Below are 15066 nucleotides of genomic sequence, written 5' to 3'. Positions count from 1 at the left end.
CCGCCCCTCTCCCACCGGTCCCCCTCACGTTTACTGGTTCAGGCCTATGCCCGAAGAAGACGTGCACCGCGAAGGCACTCGACACGGCGGTCCCCCGCCCGCCGATGTGGGGGCCAGCGATCAGTCCCATCCTGTCCTCCCCGTAGCCGAGGGGCTCCAGAACCTACTTGTGCCCACCACGGCCCAGCACCGCGGCCCGGAGCAGTTCGAATCGCTCCTGCCAGCGTTTATCAAAAAGCAGCGGTGGTTCGGAGCGAAAGGGGAGGTCATCGAAGCCGTGGACGTGGAGGACGCGGTGCGCCTGAACAGCGATCCCGCCGTTTACATCTCTGTGCTCGCGGTGAGCCTGGGGGAGAACACCTCGCTCTACACGCTCCCCCTCATGGCCGCTCCAGCGGAAAAATCCACATCTCTGCTCGACGAATATCCGCACGTGGCGCTCGCCTGGCTGGAGGTGGAAAACACCGGCGAGCGACGGCTCGTCCACGACGCCACAGTTGATCCCGAGTTTTGGGCTACGCTCTTCCGCTGGTGGCGCTCAGGCAGCCGGAGCCGCTCCCTCAGGGGAGTTTACACCGCCGAACCGTCCGAGGCGGCGAAGCACGACGACCCGGAAGACATTCAGCTGCTCACCGGCGAGCAGAGCAACACGTCGGCCCTTATCGACGGCGATTACTTTGCCAAAATCTATCGGCGACTGGAGGAGGGCCCCAACCCCGAGAAGGAACTGCTGGAGCATCTTACGAGCGTGGATTTCGCGTTTGCCCCACGCCTCCATGGCACCGTCACCGTCCAGCGCCAGCCCAGCCAGTACACGCTCGCTGTCTTTCAGGAGGCCCTCGATGTGGAGACCGATGCGTGGAGCTACGCCCTGGGCTCGACGGCCCAGTTCCTGGACCGGATCAAAGACTCTCCCTTCCCCCGGGAGCAGGTCGAGATCGCGGTCCAGTCGCCGGGTGCCCCCGACCGGACCGCCGACCGGGTCGAGTCACAACCCGTGCCGGGGTGGCTTGAAGACGTGGCCCCGGAGATGTTTCCGTTCGCGCGCACCCTCGGGGCGCGCACCGCCGACATGCACCACGCCCTCTCCCGGGCAGAGGCCAAGGACCTCCATCCGATAGAGGCCCCCGTCCAGTCTGGGGCGGAGCTGGGCCAACGCCTCCGGTCCGAGATTGAAGACACCCGTGCCTTCCTCGACCAGCAGGCGCACCTGACCCCCGAGGACCTGCCGTCCGAATCGCTCTGGACCAGGGCGAAGGAACGCATCGCTGACCTTGATGACGTCGGCGGCGGCTACGACCGCATCCGGATCCACGGCGACTACCACCTCGGTCAACTCCTCCGGGCAGACGGAGATGTCTACATTCTCGACTTCGAGGGCGAACCGGCCCGTCCCCTCGACGAACGTCGGAAGCGGGAGAACGCGCTCCGCGACGTGGCGGGCATGCTCCGGTCTCTGGAGTATGCTGTGCTTGCGGCGTGGGAGGAGCACGCAGGCGCGGGACCGGCCGACCAGCCCTGGATCGATGCGCTACTCAACTGGGTCGAGATCACATTCCTCGACGCCTACGCCGACACGGCCAACGAGGCCGTCTTCCTGCCCGACCCGCCCGCCCGCTACTCGTTCCTCTGGGCCTTCCTCCTCGACAAAGCCCTGTACGAGGTCCGATACGAACTCAACCATCGGCCCGACTGGGCCTGGCTCCCGCTCCGAGGGCTCCAGCGCCTCCTTGGAACACAGGACCCCACGGACTCCCCGAACACATAGCCTCCCTCCTCGCCTGGCCCACAACGCTCAACCTTGGACGCACCCCCCCTCAACGCCCAACCGAGCTCCCATCGCCTACCGTCCCATGCCCCACCTCACCGACGACGACATCTACTACTGGAAGCAAGGCACCCACACCCACAGCTACGAGCGGATGGGGGCGCATCCCAACCAGCAGGGCACCTGGTTTGCCGTCTGGGCCCCCAATGCCGAGCAGGTAGAGGTGACGGGCGACTTTAACGACTGGACCTTCGGCGCCGACGTGCTGGAACGGCGCGAGGGCGGGCTCTGGGAGGGATACGTCCGTGGGGCGAAGCCGGGGCAGAAATACAAGTACCACCTCCAGGCCGACGGCGAGTGGCTGGACCGGACCGATCCGTTCGCGTTTCGGATGGAGGCACCCGCCCAGAATACCTACGAGGGCCTCTCGGCCATCATCACCGACCTCGACACCTACACGTGGAACGACGACGACTGGATGGACCACCGCAAGGGGCCGAGCGGGATCGACGAGCCGCTTTCCATCTACGAGGTGCACCTCGGCTCCTGGCGCCACAAGGGACACGGCGAGTCGCTGAGCTACCGCGAGGTGGCCGAGCCGCTGGCCGACCACGTCGAGAACCTCGGCTTCACGCACGTCGAGTTTCTGCCCCTCGCCGAGCACCCGTACTACGGCTCCTGGGGCTACCAAATCCTGGGCTACTACGCGCCCACCTTCCGCTACGGCGACCCGGAGGGGCTCATGCACCTCATCGACACCCTGCACCAGCGCGGCATCGGCGTCATCATGGACTGGGTGCCCGGCCACTTTGCCACCGACCCGCAGGGCCTTACCTACTTCGACCGCTCCCACCTCTTCGAGTACGAAGACCCGCGCATGCGGGAGCATCCCGACTGGGGGACGCGCGTGTTCAACTTCGGCAAGAACGGCGTGCGCAACTTCCTCCTCTCCAACGCCCTCTTCTGGATGGACAAGTACCACGTCGACGGCCTCCGGGTCGACGCCGTGGCCTCCATGCTGTACCGCGACTACTCGCGGGAGGGCGAGTGGGCCCCCAACATTCACGGCGGGCGCGAGAACCTGGAGGCCATCAGCCTGCTCCAGGACACCAACGAGCACGTGTACGACGAGTATCCGGAGGCGATCATGCTGGCGGAGGAGTCGACCGCCTGGCCCGGCGTGACCACCCCCACCGAGCACGGCGGCCTCGGCTTCCTCTACAAGTGGAACATGGGCTGGATGCACGACACGCTCGAATACGTGAGCAAGGAGCCGGTCCACCGCAAGTACCACCACGGCGACCTCACGTGGACCCTCAGCTGGGCGTTCTCCGAGAACTATACGCTCCCGCTCTCCCACGACGAGGTGGTGCATGGCAAGAACTCGCTCTGGGGCAAGATGCCGGGCGACGACTGGCGGAAGGCCGCCAATCTGCGCCTTCTCTACGCCCACATGTTCGGCCACCCGGGTAAGAAATTGCTCTTCATGGGCGGCGAGTTCGGGCAGTACCACGAGTGGAACCACGACCAGGAACTGGAATGGGGGCTTACCGACGAGCCGCTGCACGAGGGCCTCATGGAGTGGCTCGGGGACCTCAACCTCCTCTACCAGAACGCGCCCGCCCTCTGGAACGACCAGGAGGACGGCTTCGAGTGGATCTCGTACGACGACCGCGAGAACAGCGTCCTGGCCTACCGCCGTCTCGGCGAGGACGAGTCGTTGATCTTCGTCCTCAACTTCACCCCCATCGTCCGGGAGCACTACCGGATTGGGGTACCGACCGAGGGTGTGTGGCGTGAGCGGCTTAACAGCGACAGCGAGGCGTACGGCGGGAGCAACGTGGGGAACGCGGGCGACGTCCACACCGACGCCATCGGCCAGCACGGGCGGCCGCACTCACTCGAACTGACCCTGCCGCCGCTCGGGGCCTTGGTCCTCAAGCGAGACTCGTAGTTCCCTCGGGCCCTGGTCGGTGAGGCGATGTCGGTGGGGTACGGAATTGGCGCCCCCCTCTCCTGTCGCCGTCACTGGACCGATTGCGTGAAGAGGACCCTTTCTCATCTCGTTTTTACACCGTCCGGACGCCCAACTGTTGATGAACCAAAGGGATCTGCCTATTTAGAAGTGATCTAAATAAGTGAGAACTGATCCCGCTACCCGCCACATGAGCCGTTCGTATGCTCGCCGTGCCCTAGCGGTCGGACTCGGGGCACTGCTCGTCATCCTCATCGTTCTCCCGGCCTGCTCGGACGATCCTATCCTGGGTCCCTCGGACGGGTCGTCGGACGGGAATGGAAGTTACAGTAGCATCAACCGCCTTGCGCCGCCGTCAAGCGCTGTCGATTCCAGTTCGACGTCCTCCCCCGCCCCGCCGAACCGGGAGCGCGTCAACCCAGAGCGCTTCTGATCGGCCTCGCGTGCTCTCTCCGAATCGCTTTGGAACTGTACTACAGAGCATGCGCTCCGCTTGTCTCGCTCTTCTTTCTGTCTTTGTATTTGGTCTAAATTGTGGTCTCGTGCTCGGGCAGAAGACCGGGCGTGTAGAAGGCCGTGTCGTGGCCGCGGAAACTGGAGCGCCACTCGCGGACGCCACAGTTGGAGTGGAGACCGCCGCGCAGCCGCGCGGCACCACCACCGACGCTGAAGGTCGCTTCGTGATTGACGGCCTCTCGTCCGGAACCGCGGTCCTGCAGGTCCGCCACGTCGGATACGTGGCGACCACTCGCACCGTGCAGGTACAGGCTGGACAAACGACTCGCCTCACCGTGGAGCTGGTGAGCGCAACGGTGGAGCTAGCCGGTCTTGAAATCACCGGAGCCACGCGCAGTGCCCGGGCGGCCATTCCGGGCGCGGCCTCAAAGGTGGGCGCCGCCGCCCTGGAGCAGATGGATCCCATCGGCACGCAGGCGGCCCTCAAGCACGTGCCCGGCGTCTACGGACTGGCCGACGATGGCATGACCCAGACCCGCATGTCGGTCGGCATTCGGGGCCTGCAGCCGCGTCGCACGCAGCGGGTGCTCGTGATGGAGGACGGCATGCCGATCCAGCCGGCCCCCTACGTCTTCTCGCCGCTCTACTACAACCCCCCCATTGAGCGCATCGAGGAGATTGAAGTCATCAAGGGCAGTGCCACCATCCGGCACGGCCCCCAGACGATGGCTGGCGTCATTAACTACGTCACCAGCCGGCCACAGCGCCGCACCCCGGGGGGCACCCTCGAGCTAACGCCCGGCACGAACGGCTACGTGAGCGCCTTCGGCGAGCTCGGCGGCTTCGGCACCGAGGACGTGCGCCCGCAGGTCCAGCTCCTCGTCAAGCGCGGCGACGGTTTCCGCCAGAACAATGACTTCCGCCAGGTCAACGGCACCGCCAAGGTGCAGGCCAATCTCGGCGACAGCCGGTCGCTGTACCTGAAGCTGAATGCCGACTACGAGCGTCTCAACGCCACCTACACCGGCCTCACGCCCTATTCCTTCCGCACCGACCCGGACTTCAACCCCAAGGACGACGACCTTTATCGGATTTACCGGGCGTCGCTGGGGACTATATACAACCGGCGCTACAGCGACCAGGTGCAGGGCACGACGCGGCTCTACGCCAACGTCTTCCACCGCCCGTGGTGGCGGGAGAAGGACGTGTTCGTGAAAGCCAAAGCATACCAGGACCCGAACGTGGACGCCGAGCCGGTGCCCCCGAATACACCGGGTCCCCTCATGCGCGTTGGCATCAGCGACGCTTTAGAGCGGAACCTTACGCTTGATGATAAGCCGTACTTCGGCAACGTGCGGACCTTCTACGTGACCGGCGTCGAGCATTCGCTGGACATCCAGCACAGCCTCTTCGGGCTGGAGGCGGACCTGGAGCTGGGCGGGCGCCTGCACTGGGAACGGTTCAAGGACAACCGCAAGATTAGCGACGAGGTGGGCGTGCGGGAGGGGGTCTTCTACCAGGGTGACGTGTCCGATCCCGGACCTGTGTCCATCATCGGCGGCAGCTCGGTCTACGAGACGCGGGCCCTGTCGCTCTACGCGCTGGAGGACATGCAGTGGGGACCGCTCCGCCTCTCGCCGGGCTTTCGGCTGGAGGTGTTTGAGCAGTCGCGCATCAACCGCCTCAAGGGGAGCCAGTACCGCGACCAGACGAGCGTGGTCCCCCTGCCGGGCCTTGGCTTCAACTGGAACCTGGGCACCGCCGACCTGGGAGCCACACTCGGCGAAAGCAACGCCCGCCTCTTCGGGGGCATCCACCGCGGCTACACGCCGCCCTCCACCGCCACCTTCGCCATCGTGGGCTTCGACCCGCCTAGCGCTACCGGGGGAACGAGCGGCGGGTTCGACCTGAAGGCCGAGAAGAGCTGGAACTCGGAACTTGGCGTGCGCGGACGGTCGGCCGCCGGTCAGTTCCAAATTACCGGCTTCTACCTCTACGTGGAGGACCTAGTGGGCGGGCGCACGAGCTTCCAGCAAAACCTGGGCGTGGTGGAGAGTTACGGACTGGAGGCGCGGACCCGGGTCAAAGGGGGCACCTTCGCCGGTCCCCTGCCCACGTTGGATGTGTCCTACACCTATCTCCAGTCGGCGGTCGTGCAGGGCATTATTACCAGCGCCATTGACGGCACGCCGGAAGACATCAGCGGCAACGAGCTACCCGCCGCCCCCACCCACACCGCCACGGTGGGTCTGTCGAAAACGTTCTCGGAAATCGGTCTCACCCTGTCGACGGATCTGAGCTACACAGGCCGCTTCTACACCGACCTCGAAAACCTAGAGCAGACCAACAACCGGGGGGAGCGCGGCCCCGTTCCCGCCCACACGGTGCTCGACGCCGGGGCGACCTACGAGTACTCCGACGCCCTCAGCGTGCAGCTCACGGCCAAGAACGTGACGGACAACGTCTACATCGGGTCGCGGCTCCACTCCAACCCGAGCCAGCCGAGCGCCAACCTGAGTACCGGCATCATCCCCGGACCTCGCCGCCAGATCAATCTCTCGATTCAGTACGACTTCTAAAGCTAAACAGAAGACGCCCCGCTCCCAAAACCCGGGAGACGAGGCGCCTTCCTCACACAGGGCTTTTCATCAACGCGGTAATTCCCATGCGACGTTCCTTGCTTCGATCCCTCTGCACCGTCCTTCTTCCAGTGCTCGCCCTTGGGCTGATCCTGACGGGCTGCGACAGCGCCGGCCCGAATGGCGGCAATGGTGGATCCGACGCGTTCGAGTATCCATCCAGCAATTACGGGGCCGAGACGGTGACGAACCTGCTGGCCTTCGACCTCGGCGTGCGGGTCGGAAACGCCTCGGACAACTCGGAAACCGTCTTCGATGAACTGTACACCGGTGCCGTCGACGACAAGACGGTCCCGACCTCGGGCATCTCCACCCAGCAAAGCACCTACGGCGACATTGCGAGCGGGGTGGACCTCTCGTCGCTGACGGACGATGCCCCGCTCCTGCGCAGTCAGAACCTGGAAAGTCCCGACTCCCCCAATCCGGGATCGCAGGTGACGACGGACGAACTGCTCACGTTTTACTTCCAGCAAGCAGGGGCAAACGACGTGACCACGACCGAAAATGGGGTTGTCCTGAGCCAGTTTGCCGAGAAGATGCTGCTGGGCACGCCCATCTACGGGCAGGGCGCGGCCATCCTGAGCGACTTCGCCGACGGAAACGTCTCCTCAAACCAGGCGGAGCAATGGGATGCGGCCTTTGGCTACTTCGGCTTCCCCCGCACCCTGGAGCCGTTTCTCGACTACAGCGGTGGCGGAGAAGGACTGGCCAGCGGTCCTGCCCAGGACATTGACGGCGACGGCGCCGTCGACCTCACGAGCGAGTACGTTCACACCTGGGCCGCCTACGCCATCGAGCGGTCCGCCGCGGCCGAGAACAACGGGAACGCCAATGACTTCGCCCGGCGCGCCTTCGATGCACTGGTCAAAGGACGCGAAGACATTGAGAACGGAAACGACCCCGCCGACCACGCCCAGACGGCCCTTGACGCCTGGGAGAAGGTCGTTGCAGTGAATGTGATCCATTACATCAATTCCCTGGAGGGGGCCCTGAGCAATCTCGACGACGGCAAAACAGTCGAGCAGGGCGACATCGACGAGGGGGCCTGGGGTGAGGCGAAGGCGTTTGCCTGGAACCTGCAGTTCTACAACAGCGCGCTGAGCGACTCGCAGCTGAACGATATCCTCGAGGACATCGGCAATGATCCGCCGTACGGGGAGATGACGGTGTCGGACTACGAGGACGACCTCGCCGCCGCGACGCAGATCCTCCAGGACGCCTACGGCTTCAACGCCAGTAACGTGGAGAACTGGTAGTCCTAACGGATCATACGGGGCCTCTCCTAGTGATGCCCCACCAACAGCCCCTCTTCTGCGTTAGCGGGGGAGGGGCGTCGGTGTCTGTTTCCCAACCCTGCCCCCGACCGTCTCGTGAGCGCGCACGACGCTGCCCCATCGACGACCGCCGAGCCCGCGCCCTCGTGGCGTCGGGTGTGGCGGCAGTATGGGGAACTTCCGGGCGTGGCGTGGGGGGTGCTAATCGTGGCCTGCGTGGGCAGTCGCCTCGCCACCACCATCACGTACATCGAAGACCCCGACAGTCTTCGCTTCGCCCTCAGCGTGGCGGACGAGTACGACGTGGCGGCTCTTCAGCCGCATTTTCCGGGGTACCCCGTGTTCTGGGCCGTGGCGGAATTGTTTTACGTACCCACGGGTTCGTTTAGCACGAGCTTTTCGATCGTCGGCGGCCTTGCGACAGTGGGCCTCGTGTGGGCGCTCCTCCGACTGCGGGGCGTTGCGCTCCGGTCGGTCGAGGGCACCGCGGTGGCCGGGACCGTATTCTTCAGTCCGCTGTTGTGGCTGATGGGGAACCGCTACATGCCCGACCTGCTGGGCACGGCCAATGCGCTTGCCGCCCTCGCCCTACTGGTTCGGGCCCTCCCGAACGGCGAAGGGTCCGTCGACGAGACGGCCGCCCTCGGGGGCATCCTCCTCACAGGACTGCTCGCAGGCCTGCGGCTCTCGTATCTGCCGCTCGTGATCGTCCCGGCACTCGTCGCGCTCTGGCGTTCGCGGCGCCAGGGACAACTGGTCGCGGCGGGCCTCGTCAGCGTGGCGGCGTGGCTCGTGCCGATGATCCTCGACACCGGCTTTTGGACGCTGGTCAACGTGGCGTGGGGCCAGACGACCGGCCACTTCACCGACTTCGGCGGCACGGTGCTGACCGAGTCGGACTTCGGGCGCCGCCTCATCGGCACGGTGCAGGGCCTGTGGGCCGACGGCCTCGGGGGCTGGTGGCCGGGGCGCCACTGGAGCACTGCCGTCGTGGGGATGGCCGTGCTGAGCCTCGGCACGCTAGGTACGCGGCGGCTGAGCCGAAACACCAGGGTGCGGGGCCGACGCGTCTGGCTGATTGGGGCCTGTGCGCTTCTTTACGGGGTCTGGGTGTTCTTCTTCCAGAATGTGGTGCACAAAAGTCGGCACGTGCTTCCACTCCTGGCACTCCTGCTGCCGGTGCTCGGAGCAGGGACGGCAGCCTTGTGGCGGCGGGGGGCGTGGTGGACCCGGGGCGCTGTACTGTGCGCCGCCGGAGCGTACGCAGCCGTCACGCTCGTGCTCGTCGATCAGCACCAGGAGCCGACGGCCATCGCACAGACCAAGCAGTTCGTCGAGTCGCAGACGGAGCGGTCCGGGCCGACACGGGTTGCCTCTGTCCCCCTCGTCAACACGTACCTGCGGAGCCAGCGGGTGGACGCCCGGTTTCTGTCCATCGAAGACTCGACCGATGTCCGCCGCCTGCGGCACGCCGAACAGGGTCGGACGCTGGTCGTGGGCACCTACGCGTCGCTCCTGAACCGTCCGCCCACCCGCACCCGCACGTTCTACCACAATCCGCACGTCAATCGCATGTGGCCCAAGGTGACCGTTTATGTCTACGAACACTGACGTGGGGGACACCCCTCTCACAGTGCTGGGCGCCGGTCCGGCGGGCCTCGCGACGGGCCTCTACGCGCGTCGGCAAGGGCTCGACGTACGTCTCTTCGAGGCGGCAGATGCCGTGGGCGGCAACGCCCGTACGCTCCAGCTAGGCCCGTTCCGCTACGATACCGGTGCACACCGCTTCCACGACAAAGACGAGGCGGTGACCGCCGACCTGAAGGCCCTCCTCGGCGACGACCTGCGTCGCGTCGACGCCCCAAGCCAGATCTGCTGGCGGGGGCGGCGCATCGACTTTCCGCTGGCCCCCTACGACCTCCTGCGCAAACTGCCCCTGTCCCTCCTCGCTCGGATCGCCCGGGAGCAGCTGTCCATTCCCCGCGTCTCGAACAACGCCGACGACTTTGAGGAGATGGCCCTCCAGAGCTACGGCCCGACCCTCGCGCGGCTGTTCCTGCTGAACTACACCGAAAAGCTGTGGGGCACCGACGCGGACCAGCTCTCGCCCCGGGTGGCGGGCGACCGGCTGGAAGGCCTCGACCTGAAGACGTTCCTCCTGGAGGCCTTCGGCGGCACGAAGGACAAGGCCCGCCACCTCGACGGCTCGTTCTACTACCCGCGGCACGGCTACGGCCAGATCGCCGAGGCCACCGCCGACGCGCTGGGGCGCGAGCACATTCGCACCGGCGCGCGCATCACAACCCTGTCGCACGACGGCACCCGCATCCGCCGCGTCACGGTCAACGACGCGGAGCCGACGGGCGTGGAGACGGTCGTGAGCACGCTGCCGCTCACCCTCGTGCTGCGCCTCCTGGACCCGCCGCCCCCCGAGGAACTCCAGGCGCTCGCCCAGTCGATGCGCTTTCGCCACCTCCGCCTGGTCGTGCTGGGCCTCGACCGGCCCCGTCTCACCCCAAACGCGTCGCTCTATTTCCCGGATCGATCGATTCCGTTCACGCGCCTCTACGAGCCGACAAACCGGAGCCCCGACATGGCGCCGGACGACCAGACCGTCGTCGTGCTCGAACGGCCGTGTCACCCGGAGACCGAGGCGTGGACGCAGTCGGACGCGGCCCTTCGAGCCAGCGCCGTGGACGTGCTGACGGAGCAGGGGCTGATCGACGGAGCCGACGAGATCGTCGCCGTAGACCACCGGGCGGTGCCATTTGCGTACCCGATCCTGGAGGTCGGCGCCGAGGCAAAGGCCGAGCGCCTGACGACGTACCTGCAGCGCTTCGAGAACCTCCATCTCCTGGGCCGAAGTGCCAAATTCACCTACACGCACGTCCACAATCTCTATGCCCGGGCCCGCACGCTGACCGAGGAGCTTGCGTCGCATCCCGAGCCGGTGGGGTAGCGATGCGCTCCAGGCCGGCAGCTACTCCGTCTCGCCCCGCACCGTCACCACCACCGACCGGGCGCCGCCGTGATCGCGGTGCTCGTTCAGGTAGATGCCCTGCCACGTGCCAAAGGCCGGGTGCCCGTCCTGGAGGGGGACAGACAGGCTCGTGTCGAGCATCGAGGCCTTGATGTGGGCGGGCATGTCGTCGGGGCCCTCCACGGTGTGCTCGTAGTAGGGTTGGTTCTCGGGCACCATCTCGTTGAAGTGGCGCTCCATGTCGCCGCGCACGGCCGGGGCCGCATTCTCGTTAATCGTGAGCGAGGCGGAGGTGTGCTGGATGAAGACGTGCAGGAGACCGACCCGGATGTCGTCAAGGCGAGGGCCCTGCTCCAGAATCTCGTCGGTGACGAGGTGGAAGCCGCGCGGCTTCGGATCGAGGCGGACGGTGTCTTGTCTCCACTCCATGTCAGGAAACGGCTGTGACGGAGGTCGCGATGGATGTTCGGGTCTTCTACGGCTCAACGCGCACGTCCATCCACACCGGGAAGTGGTCGCTGACGGGGACCTCGGGCACCCTGGCCGGGTCCGGCCGCCAGACCGCTGCCTCGTCGACGATGAGGTTTGTGGACGGGAGGACGTAGTCGACCCGTGCCTGCCAGCGGGCCGTGTCGTCGGGATCGAGCTTGGGGTACTCATCCTGGCGTGCAGGCCGGGCCGTGGGCACAACGTTCCCGGCGACGCGCCCGTGGCCGATGAGGGCTCGAATCGCGTCCCGATAGCTCGACGATTCCTCCGGATCGGCGTTCAGGTCACCCATCACGACGAACGAGGCCCCTGCGTGGAGCCCTCCGGCTCGTCCAGAATCGTCTTCGATGTAGGGCGCCCCGCTGAGGTAGTCCACCCAGAACTGAATTTCGTCGTGGTTGCGATGGGCATTGCGTCGGGCCACGTCGTCGAAGCCCGGCGGTGTGGGGTGGCTCGCGAGCACGTGGAGCACGGCGCCGTTGGGCAGCTGTACGGGCACGTCCCAGTGGCTTTTGGAGGAGAGCCGCATCTCCGCCCACTCGTCGGGGCTGTACCACGGCGTGAACGACGTGGAGTCGAGGGGGACCGCCGCAGTGGGCATGTCGTGCCACTGGAGCTTGCGGAAGGTGCGAATCGAGTCGCGGAGAACCGTCAGCCCCTCGCGCACAAAGAGGGCCATGCCGTACTGCCCCGGAAAGACGCCAAAGCCCCACGCATCGTTGCCGTAGGCGCGCCCGGCGTCGGTCTGGGGGGCCACGCTGCCGCTATCGGGCGGCGCGGGCACGTCCGGCACAGTTGACACGACCCGCCCGTCGTTGTTCAGGTCGAACCCGCTTGGGAGCCCAGTATTGACCGGCAGCATGACGGGGTGATACGAGAGTCCCTCCAGCGTATCCGCCTGCGGCGTCGACAGATAGTGGTCCACGAAGCGCTGCGCGTTCTGGCCCTCGGGCGCGCCTGCCTCGTAGTCCGGGGCCCCCGGCTGGTCGTAGGTCATCTCGTTGACCAGCAGGACGTCGGGGGCGAGATGCTGGATGCGGGCCGCGGCCCGCTGGAGGCGCGGATGATCGGACCGGCGGAGGTCTGCAGTGCGCACGTCCTCAATGTTGTAGGTCATCACTCGGAGCGTGTCCGAGTTGGCAGAGGCCCACTGCGGAGGCCTGGGTCTGCACCCAAGGAGCACCAGCCCCAAAATGACTGTAGGCCCGAGTACCCGAGCGAGAGTAGCCACGAGTCACCGGCGTGTGATTCGCTTTAGCGACTAGAATCCGTAGGTTTCCTCGGTTTCAAAGACTAGTCCTTATTTTGAGAAGAAGCGCAACGGAGATTTTGACAACGCACAGGCCTGTTGTTAAAATAGGGTGCACTGCAAGTTTTCACCACACCACCCAAACTATGACTGATAACCCCTACCGGTTCTCGAAAATTGCGTGCTTCATCAGCGCTTTCGCCGCGTCATTTCTTCTCGTAGGTTGTGCGACTCTCTTTTCCGGAACTTCAGATCAAATCAAGTTCGAAAGTGAGCCCTCCGGGGCGGAGGTCGTCATTGACGGAATTGAGCGGGGTACAACTCCCACAACCATCACCGTCAGCCGGGACATCAACGACAAGCGGGTTACGCTCCAGAAGGAAGGATATAGCGACAAAGTATTCCGTCTTCAGAAAGAGTTTGCTACCGTTGCGATTCTAAACCTTGGCAACCCTCTGTTCTGGGGCATCGACGTGCTCACTGGTGCACTCTTCAAGTACAAGCCCCTCCGGTACAATATGGAGCTTGATCCGGCGAGTTCGTCGATTGAGAATTCTGACTCGGAAAAGTACAGCACTTATAGAATCGAGACGCTGAGAGACGAATCTACCGGTGAAGTGGTCCTACCCGAGACCAACAAGAACGTGATCGTCCACGACCGGGATCAAGGAGTAGCATACGTCTTCGAAAAACAACGACCTGCCCCTCAAAGATAGGAAGGTAGCAATCGGGTAGCCTCCGGAGTGGAGGATTTGCCTCAGGTGCCCTGGCGGTCTCGGCGAGGCCGCCAGGGCATTTGTTTTCGGGCCCTGCAGGGGGCTGAATTTGACTTCGCGAAGATGGGGTCGGACGTCTGGACCGCGCCTTCCCGTCACTGGAGTGCGCCAGTCACGGGTTTTCGACGCGCTCGCGGAGGTGTTCTGCCAATCCGTCGAACGGCACGTCTACCTGCTCGCCGCTCTCCATTTCCTTCACCGTTGCGGTCTCGGCGTCCAGCTCGTTCCCCCCGATGATCACCGCGTACGGGGCGTTTTGGCGGTTGGCCTCCTTCATCTGCGCCTTCAGCGAGCGGCCCATCAGGTCGTGGGCCACGTGCAGCCCGGCGTCGCGCAGGTCCTGCGACGTGCGAAAGACCCACCGCTCCGCCTCGTCCCCCAGCGCCGCGATGAACACGTCGGGCTCGGGCGGGGCCGGGCGCTCCGCGTCCGCGTCGTCGAGCGCCAGGAAGAGCCGCTCCATCCCCGCCGCAAAGCCAATCGCCGGCACCGGCTCGTCACTCCCCAGCACCTCGGCCAGCCGGTCGTAGCGGCCGCCCCCGGCGAGTGCGCTCTGCGCGCCGAGGCCCGGACTTTCGAGCTCAAAGGTGGTTTCCGTGTAGTAGTCGAGCCCGCGCACGAGGTGCGGATCCTCCTCGTACTCGATCTCCAGATCGGCGAGCAAGCCCTTGACCTCCTCGTAGTGGGCGAGGCTCTCGTCGCCGACGAAGTCGATGAGCTGCGGCGCGTCCCGGAGGATCTCCTGCTCGTGCTCCACCTTCGTGTCGAGGATGCGCAGCGGGTTGCGGTCGAGGCGGCGGCGACTCGTCTCCGACAGCTCGTCGGCGTAGGGCGCCAGGTAGTCCTGCAGGGCGGCGATGTATTCCTCCCGCCGCTCCGGCGTCCCCAGCGTGTTGAGGCGGAGATGGAGATCGGAGAGCCCCAGGGCCTCGCAGATGGCCATCAGGACGGCGATGGTTTCGGCGTCGGCGCGCGCCTCGTCGGCGCCCAGGATTTCGATGCCGAACTGGTGGAACTGGCGGTAGCGGCCCTTCTGCGGCTTCTCGGCGCGGAAGCAGGGGCCGATGTAGAACAGCTTCTGCACCCCGCCGCGCTGGTCGAGGTGGTGCTGGAGGAAGGAGCGCACGACCGGCGCCGTAATCTCGGGCCGGAGGACGTACTGCGTGTCCTTGCGCTCGAAGGCAAACATCTCCTTCTGCACGATGTCGGTCGACTCCCCCACGCCCCGCGCCACGAGTTCGGTCGGCTCCAGGATGGGCGTGCGGATCTCCTCGAAGTTGTGTCGGCGCATCACGTCGCGGATGGTCGCCTCCACATGGCGCCACTCCGCGCTGCTCGCAATGCGGGTGCCGCCGTCGTCGGTGTAGGCGTCCGGCAGGATGTCGAAGGTCCCCCTAATGTTCTGATACGAGGTGCTCACGGGCTGGAACGGTGATGAACGGTGCGGTGGCGGTGGGGAG

Annotated in this window: 11 protein-coding genes; 8 read left to right on the top strand and 3 right to left on the bottom strand. The window is 65.6% G+C overall.

Annotated features, from left to right (window positions below; all coding sequences use genetic code 11):
* Positions 1–46 precede the first annotated feature (46 nt).
* The 7 genes from ABEL04_RS03430 (at position 47) to ABEL04_RS03400 (ending at position 11071) form a co-directional block, all read left to right on the top strand.
* Positions 47–1768, top strand: coding sequence for a maltokinase N-terminal cap-like domain-containing protein (locus ABEL04_RS03430; protein ID WP_375800984.1), 1722 nt, complete (start codon positions 47–49; stop codon positions 1766–1768).
* A gap of 85 nt (positions 1769–1853) precedes the next feature.
* A complete protein-coding gene (glgB, locus tag ABEL04_RS03425; protein WP_375800983.1) occupies positions 1854–3722 on the top strand; it encodes a 1,4-alpha-glucan branching protein GlgB in 1869 nt (622 codons plus the stop codon).
* A 211-nt stretch (positions 3723–3933) separates the two neighbouring features.
* A complete protein-coding gene (locus ABEL04_RS03420) occupies positions 3934–4176 on the top strand; it encodes a hypothetical protein (protein ID WP_375800982.1) in 243 nt (80 codons plus the stop codon).
* Between the two features lie 49 nt (positions 4177–4225).
* Positions 4226–6778 (top strand): TonB-dependent receptor domain-containing protein, encoded by a 2553-nt coding sequence (locus tag ABEL04_RS03415; protein ID WP_375800981.1) that lies wholly within the window; start codon positions 4226–4228, stop codon positions 6776–6778.
* An 86-nt stretch (positions 6779–6864) separates the two neighbouring features.
* On the top strand, positions 6865–8094 hold the full coding sequence (locus ABEL04_RS03410) for a hypothetical protein (RefSeq protein ID WP_375800980.1): 1230 nt from the start codon (positions 6865–6867) through the stop codon (positions 8092–8094).
* Positions 8095–8208: 114 nt separating this feature from the next.
* On the top strand, positions 8209–9723 hold the full coding sequence (locus ABEL04_RS03405) for a hypothetical protein (protein ID WP_375800979.1): 1515 nt from the start codon (positions 8209–8211) through the stop codon (positions 9721–9723).
* Complete coding sequence (locus ABEL04_RS03400; protein WP_375800978.1) at positions 9707–11071, top strand: protoporphyrinogen/coproporphyrinogen oxidase; 1365 nt, start codon at positions 9707–9709, stop codon at positions 11069–11071. The genes ABEL04_RS03405 and ABEL04_RS03400 overlap by 17 nt, the downstream gene beginning before the upstream one ends.
* Positions 11072–11092: 21 nt before the next feature.
* Here ABEL04_RS03400 and ABEL04_RS03395 read toward each other — a convergent pair whose 3' ends face one another.
* Positions 11093–11521: a secondary thiamine-phosphate synthase enzyme YjbQ gene (locus ABEL04_RS03395; RefSeq protein ID WP_375800977.1), complete on the bottom strand. Its 429-nt coding sequence runs from the start codon at positions 11519–11521 to the stop codon at positions 11093–11095.
* Between the two features lie 46 nt (positions 11522–11567).
* Positions 11568–12698, bottom strand: coding sequence for an endonuclease/exonuclease/phosphatase family protein (locus ABEL04_RS03390; protein WP_375800976.1), 1131 nt, complete (start codon positions 12696–12698; stop codon positions 11568–11570).
* A gap of 278 nt (positions 12699–12976) precedes the next feature.
* On the opposite strand from ABEL04_RS03390, the gene ABEL04_RS03385 reads away from it, so the two are divergent.
* Positions 12977–13546: a PEGA domain-containing protein gene (locus ABEL04_RS03385; RefSeq protein ID WP_375800975.1), complete on the top strand. Its 570-nt coding sequence runs from the start codon at positions 12977–12979 to the stop codon at positions 13544–13546.
* A gap of 172 nt (positions 13547–13718) precedes the next feature.
* Here ABEL04_RS03385 and hisS read toward each other — a convergent pair whose 3' ends face one another.
* Positions 13719–15026 (bottom strand): histidine--tRNA ligase, encoded by a 1308-nt coding sequence (gene hisS, locus ABEL04_RS03380; protein WP_375800974.1) that lies wholly within the window; start codon positions 15024–15026, stop codon positions 13719–13721.
* Positions 15027–15066: the final 40 nt, after the last annotated feature.

The organism is Salinibacter sp. (assembly GCF_042218895.1).
In the GTDB taxonomy this organism is placed as follows: domain Bacteria; phylum Bacteroidota; class Rhodothermia; order Rhodothermales; family Salinibacteraceae; genus Salinibacter.
The sequence above is the reverse complement of the archived record's forward strand: the minus strand, read 5'-3'. Positions and strand labels throughout refer to the sequence as shown.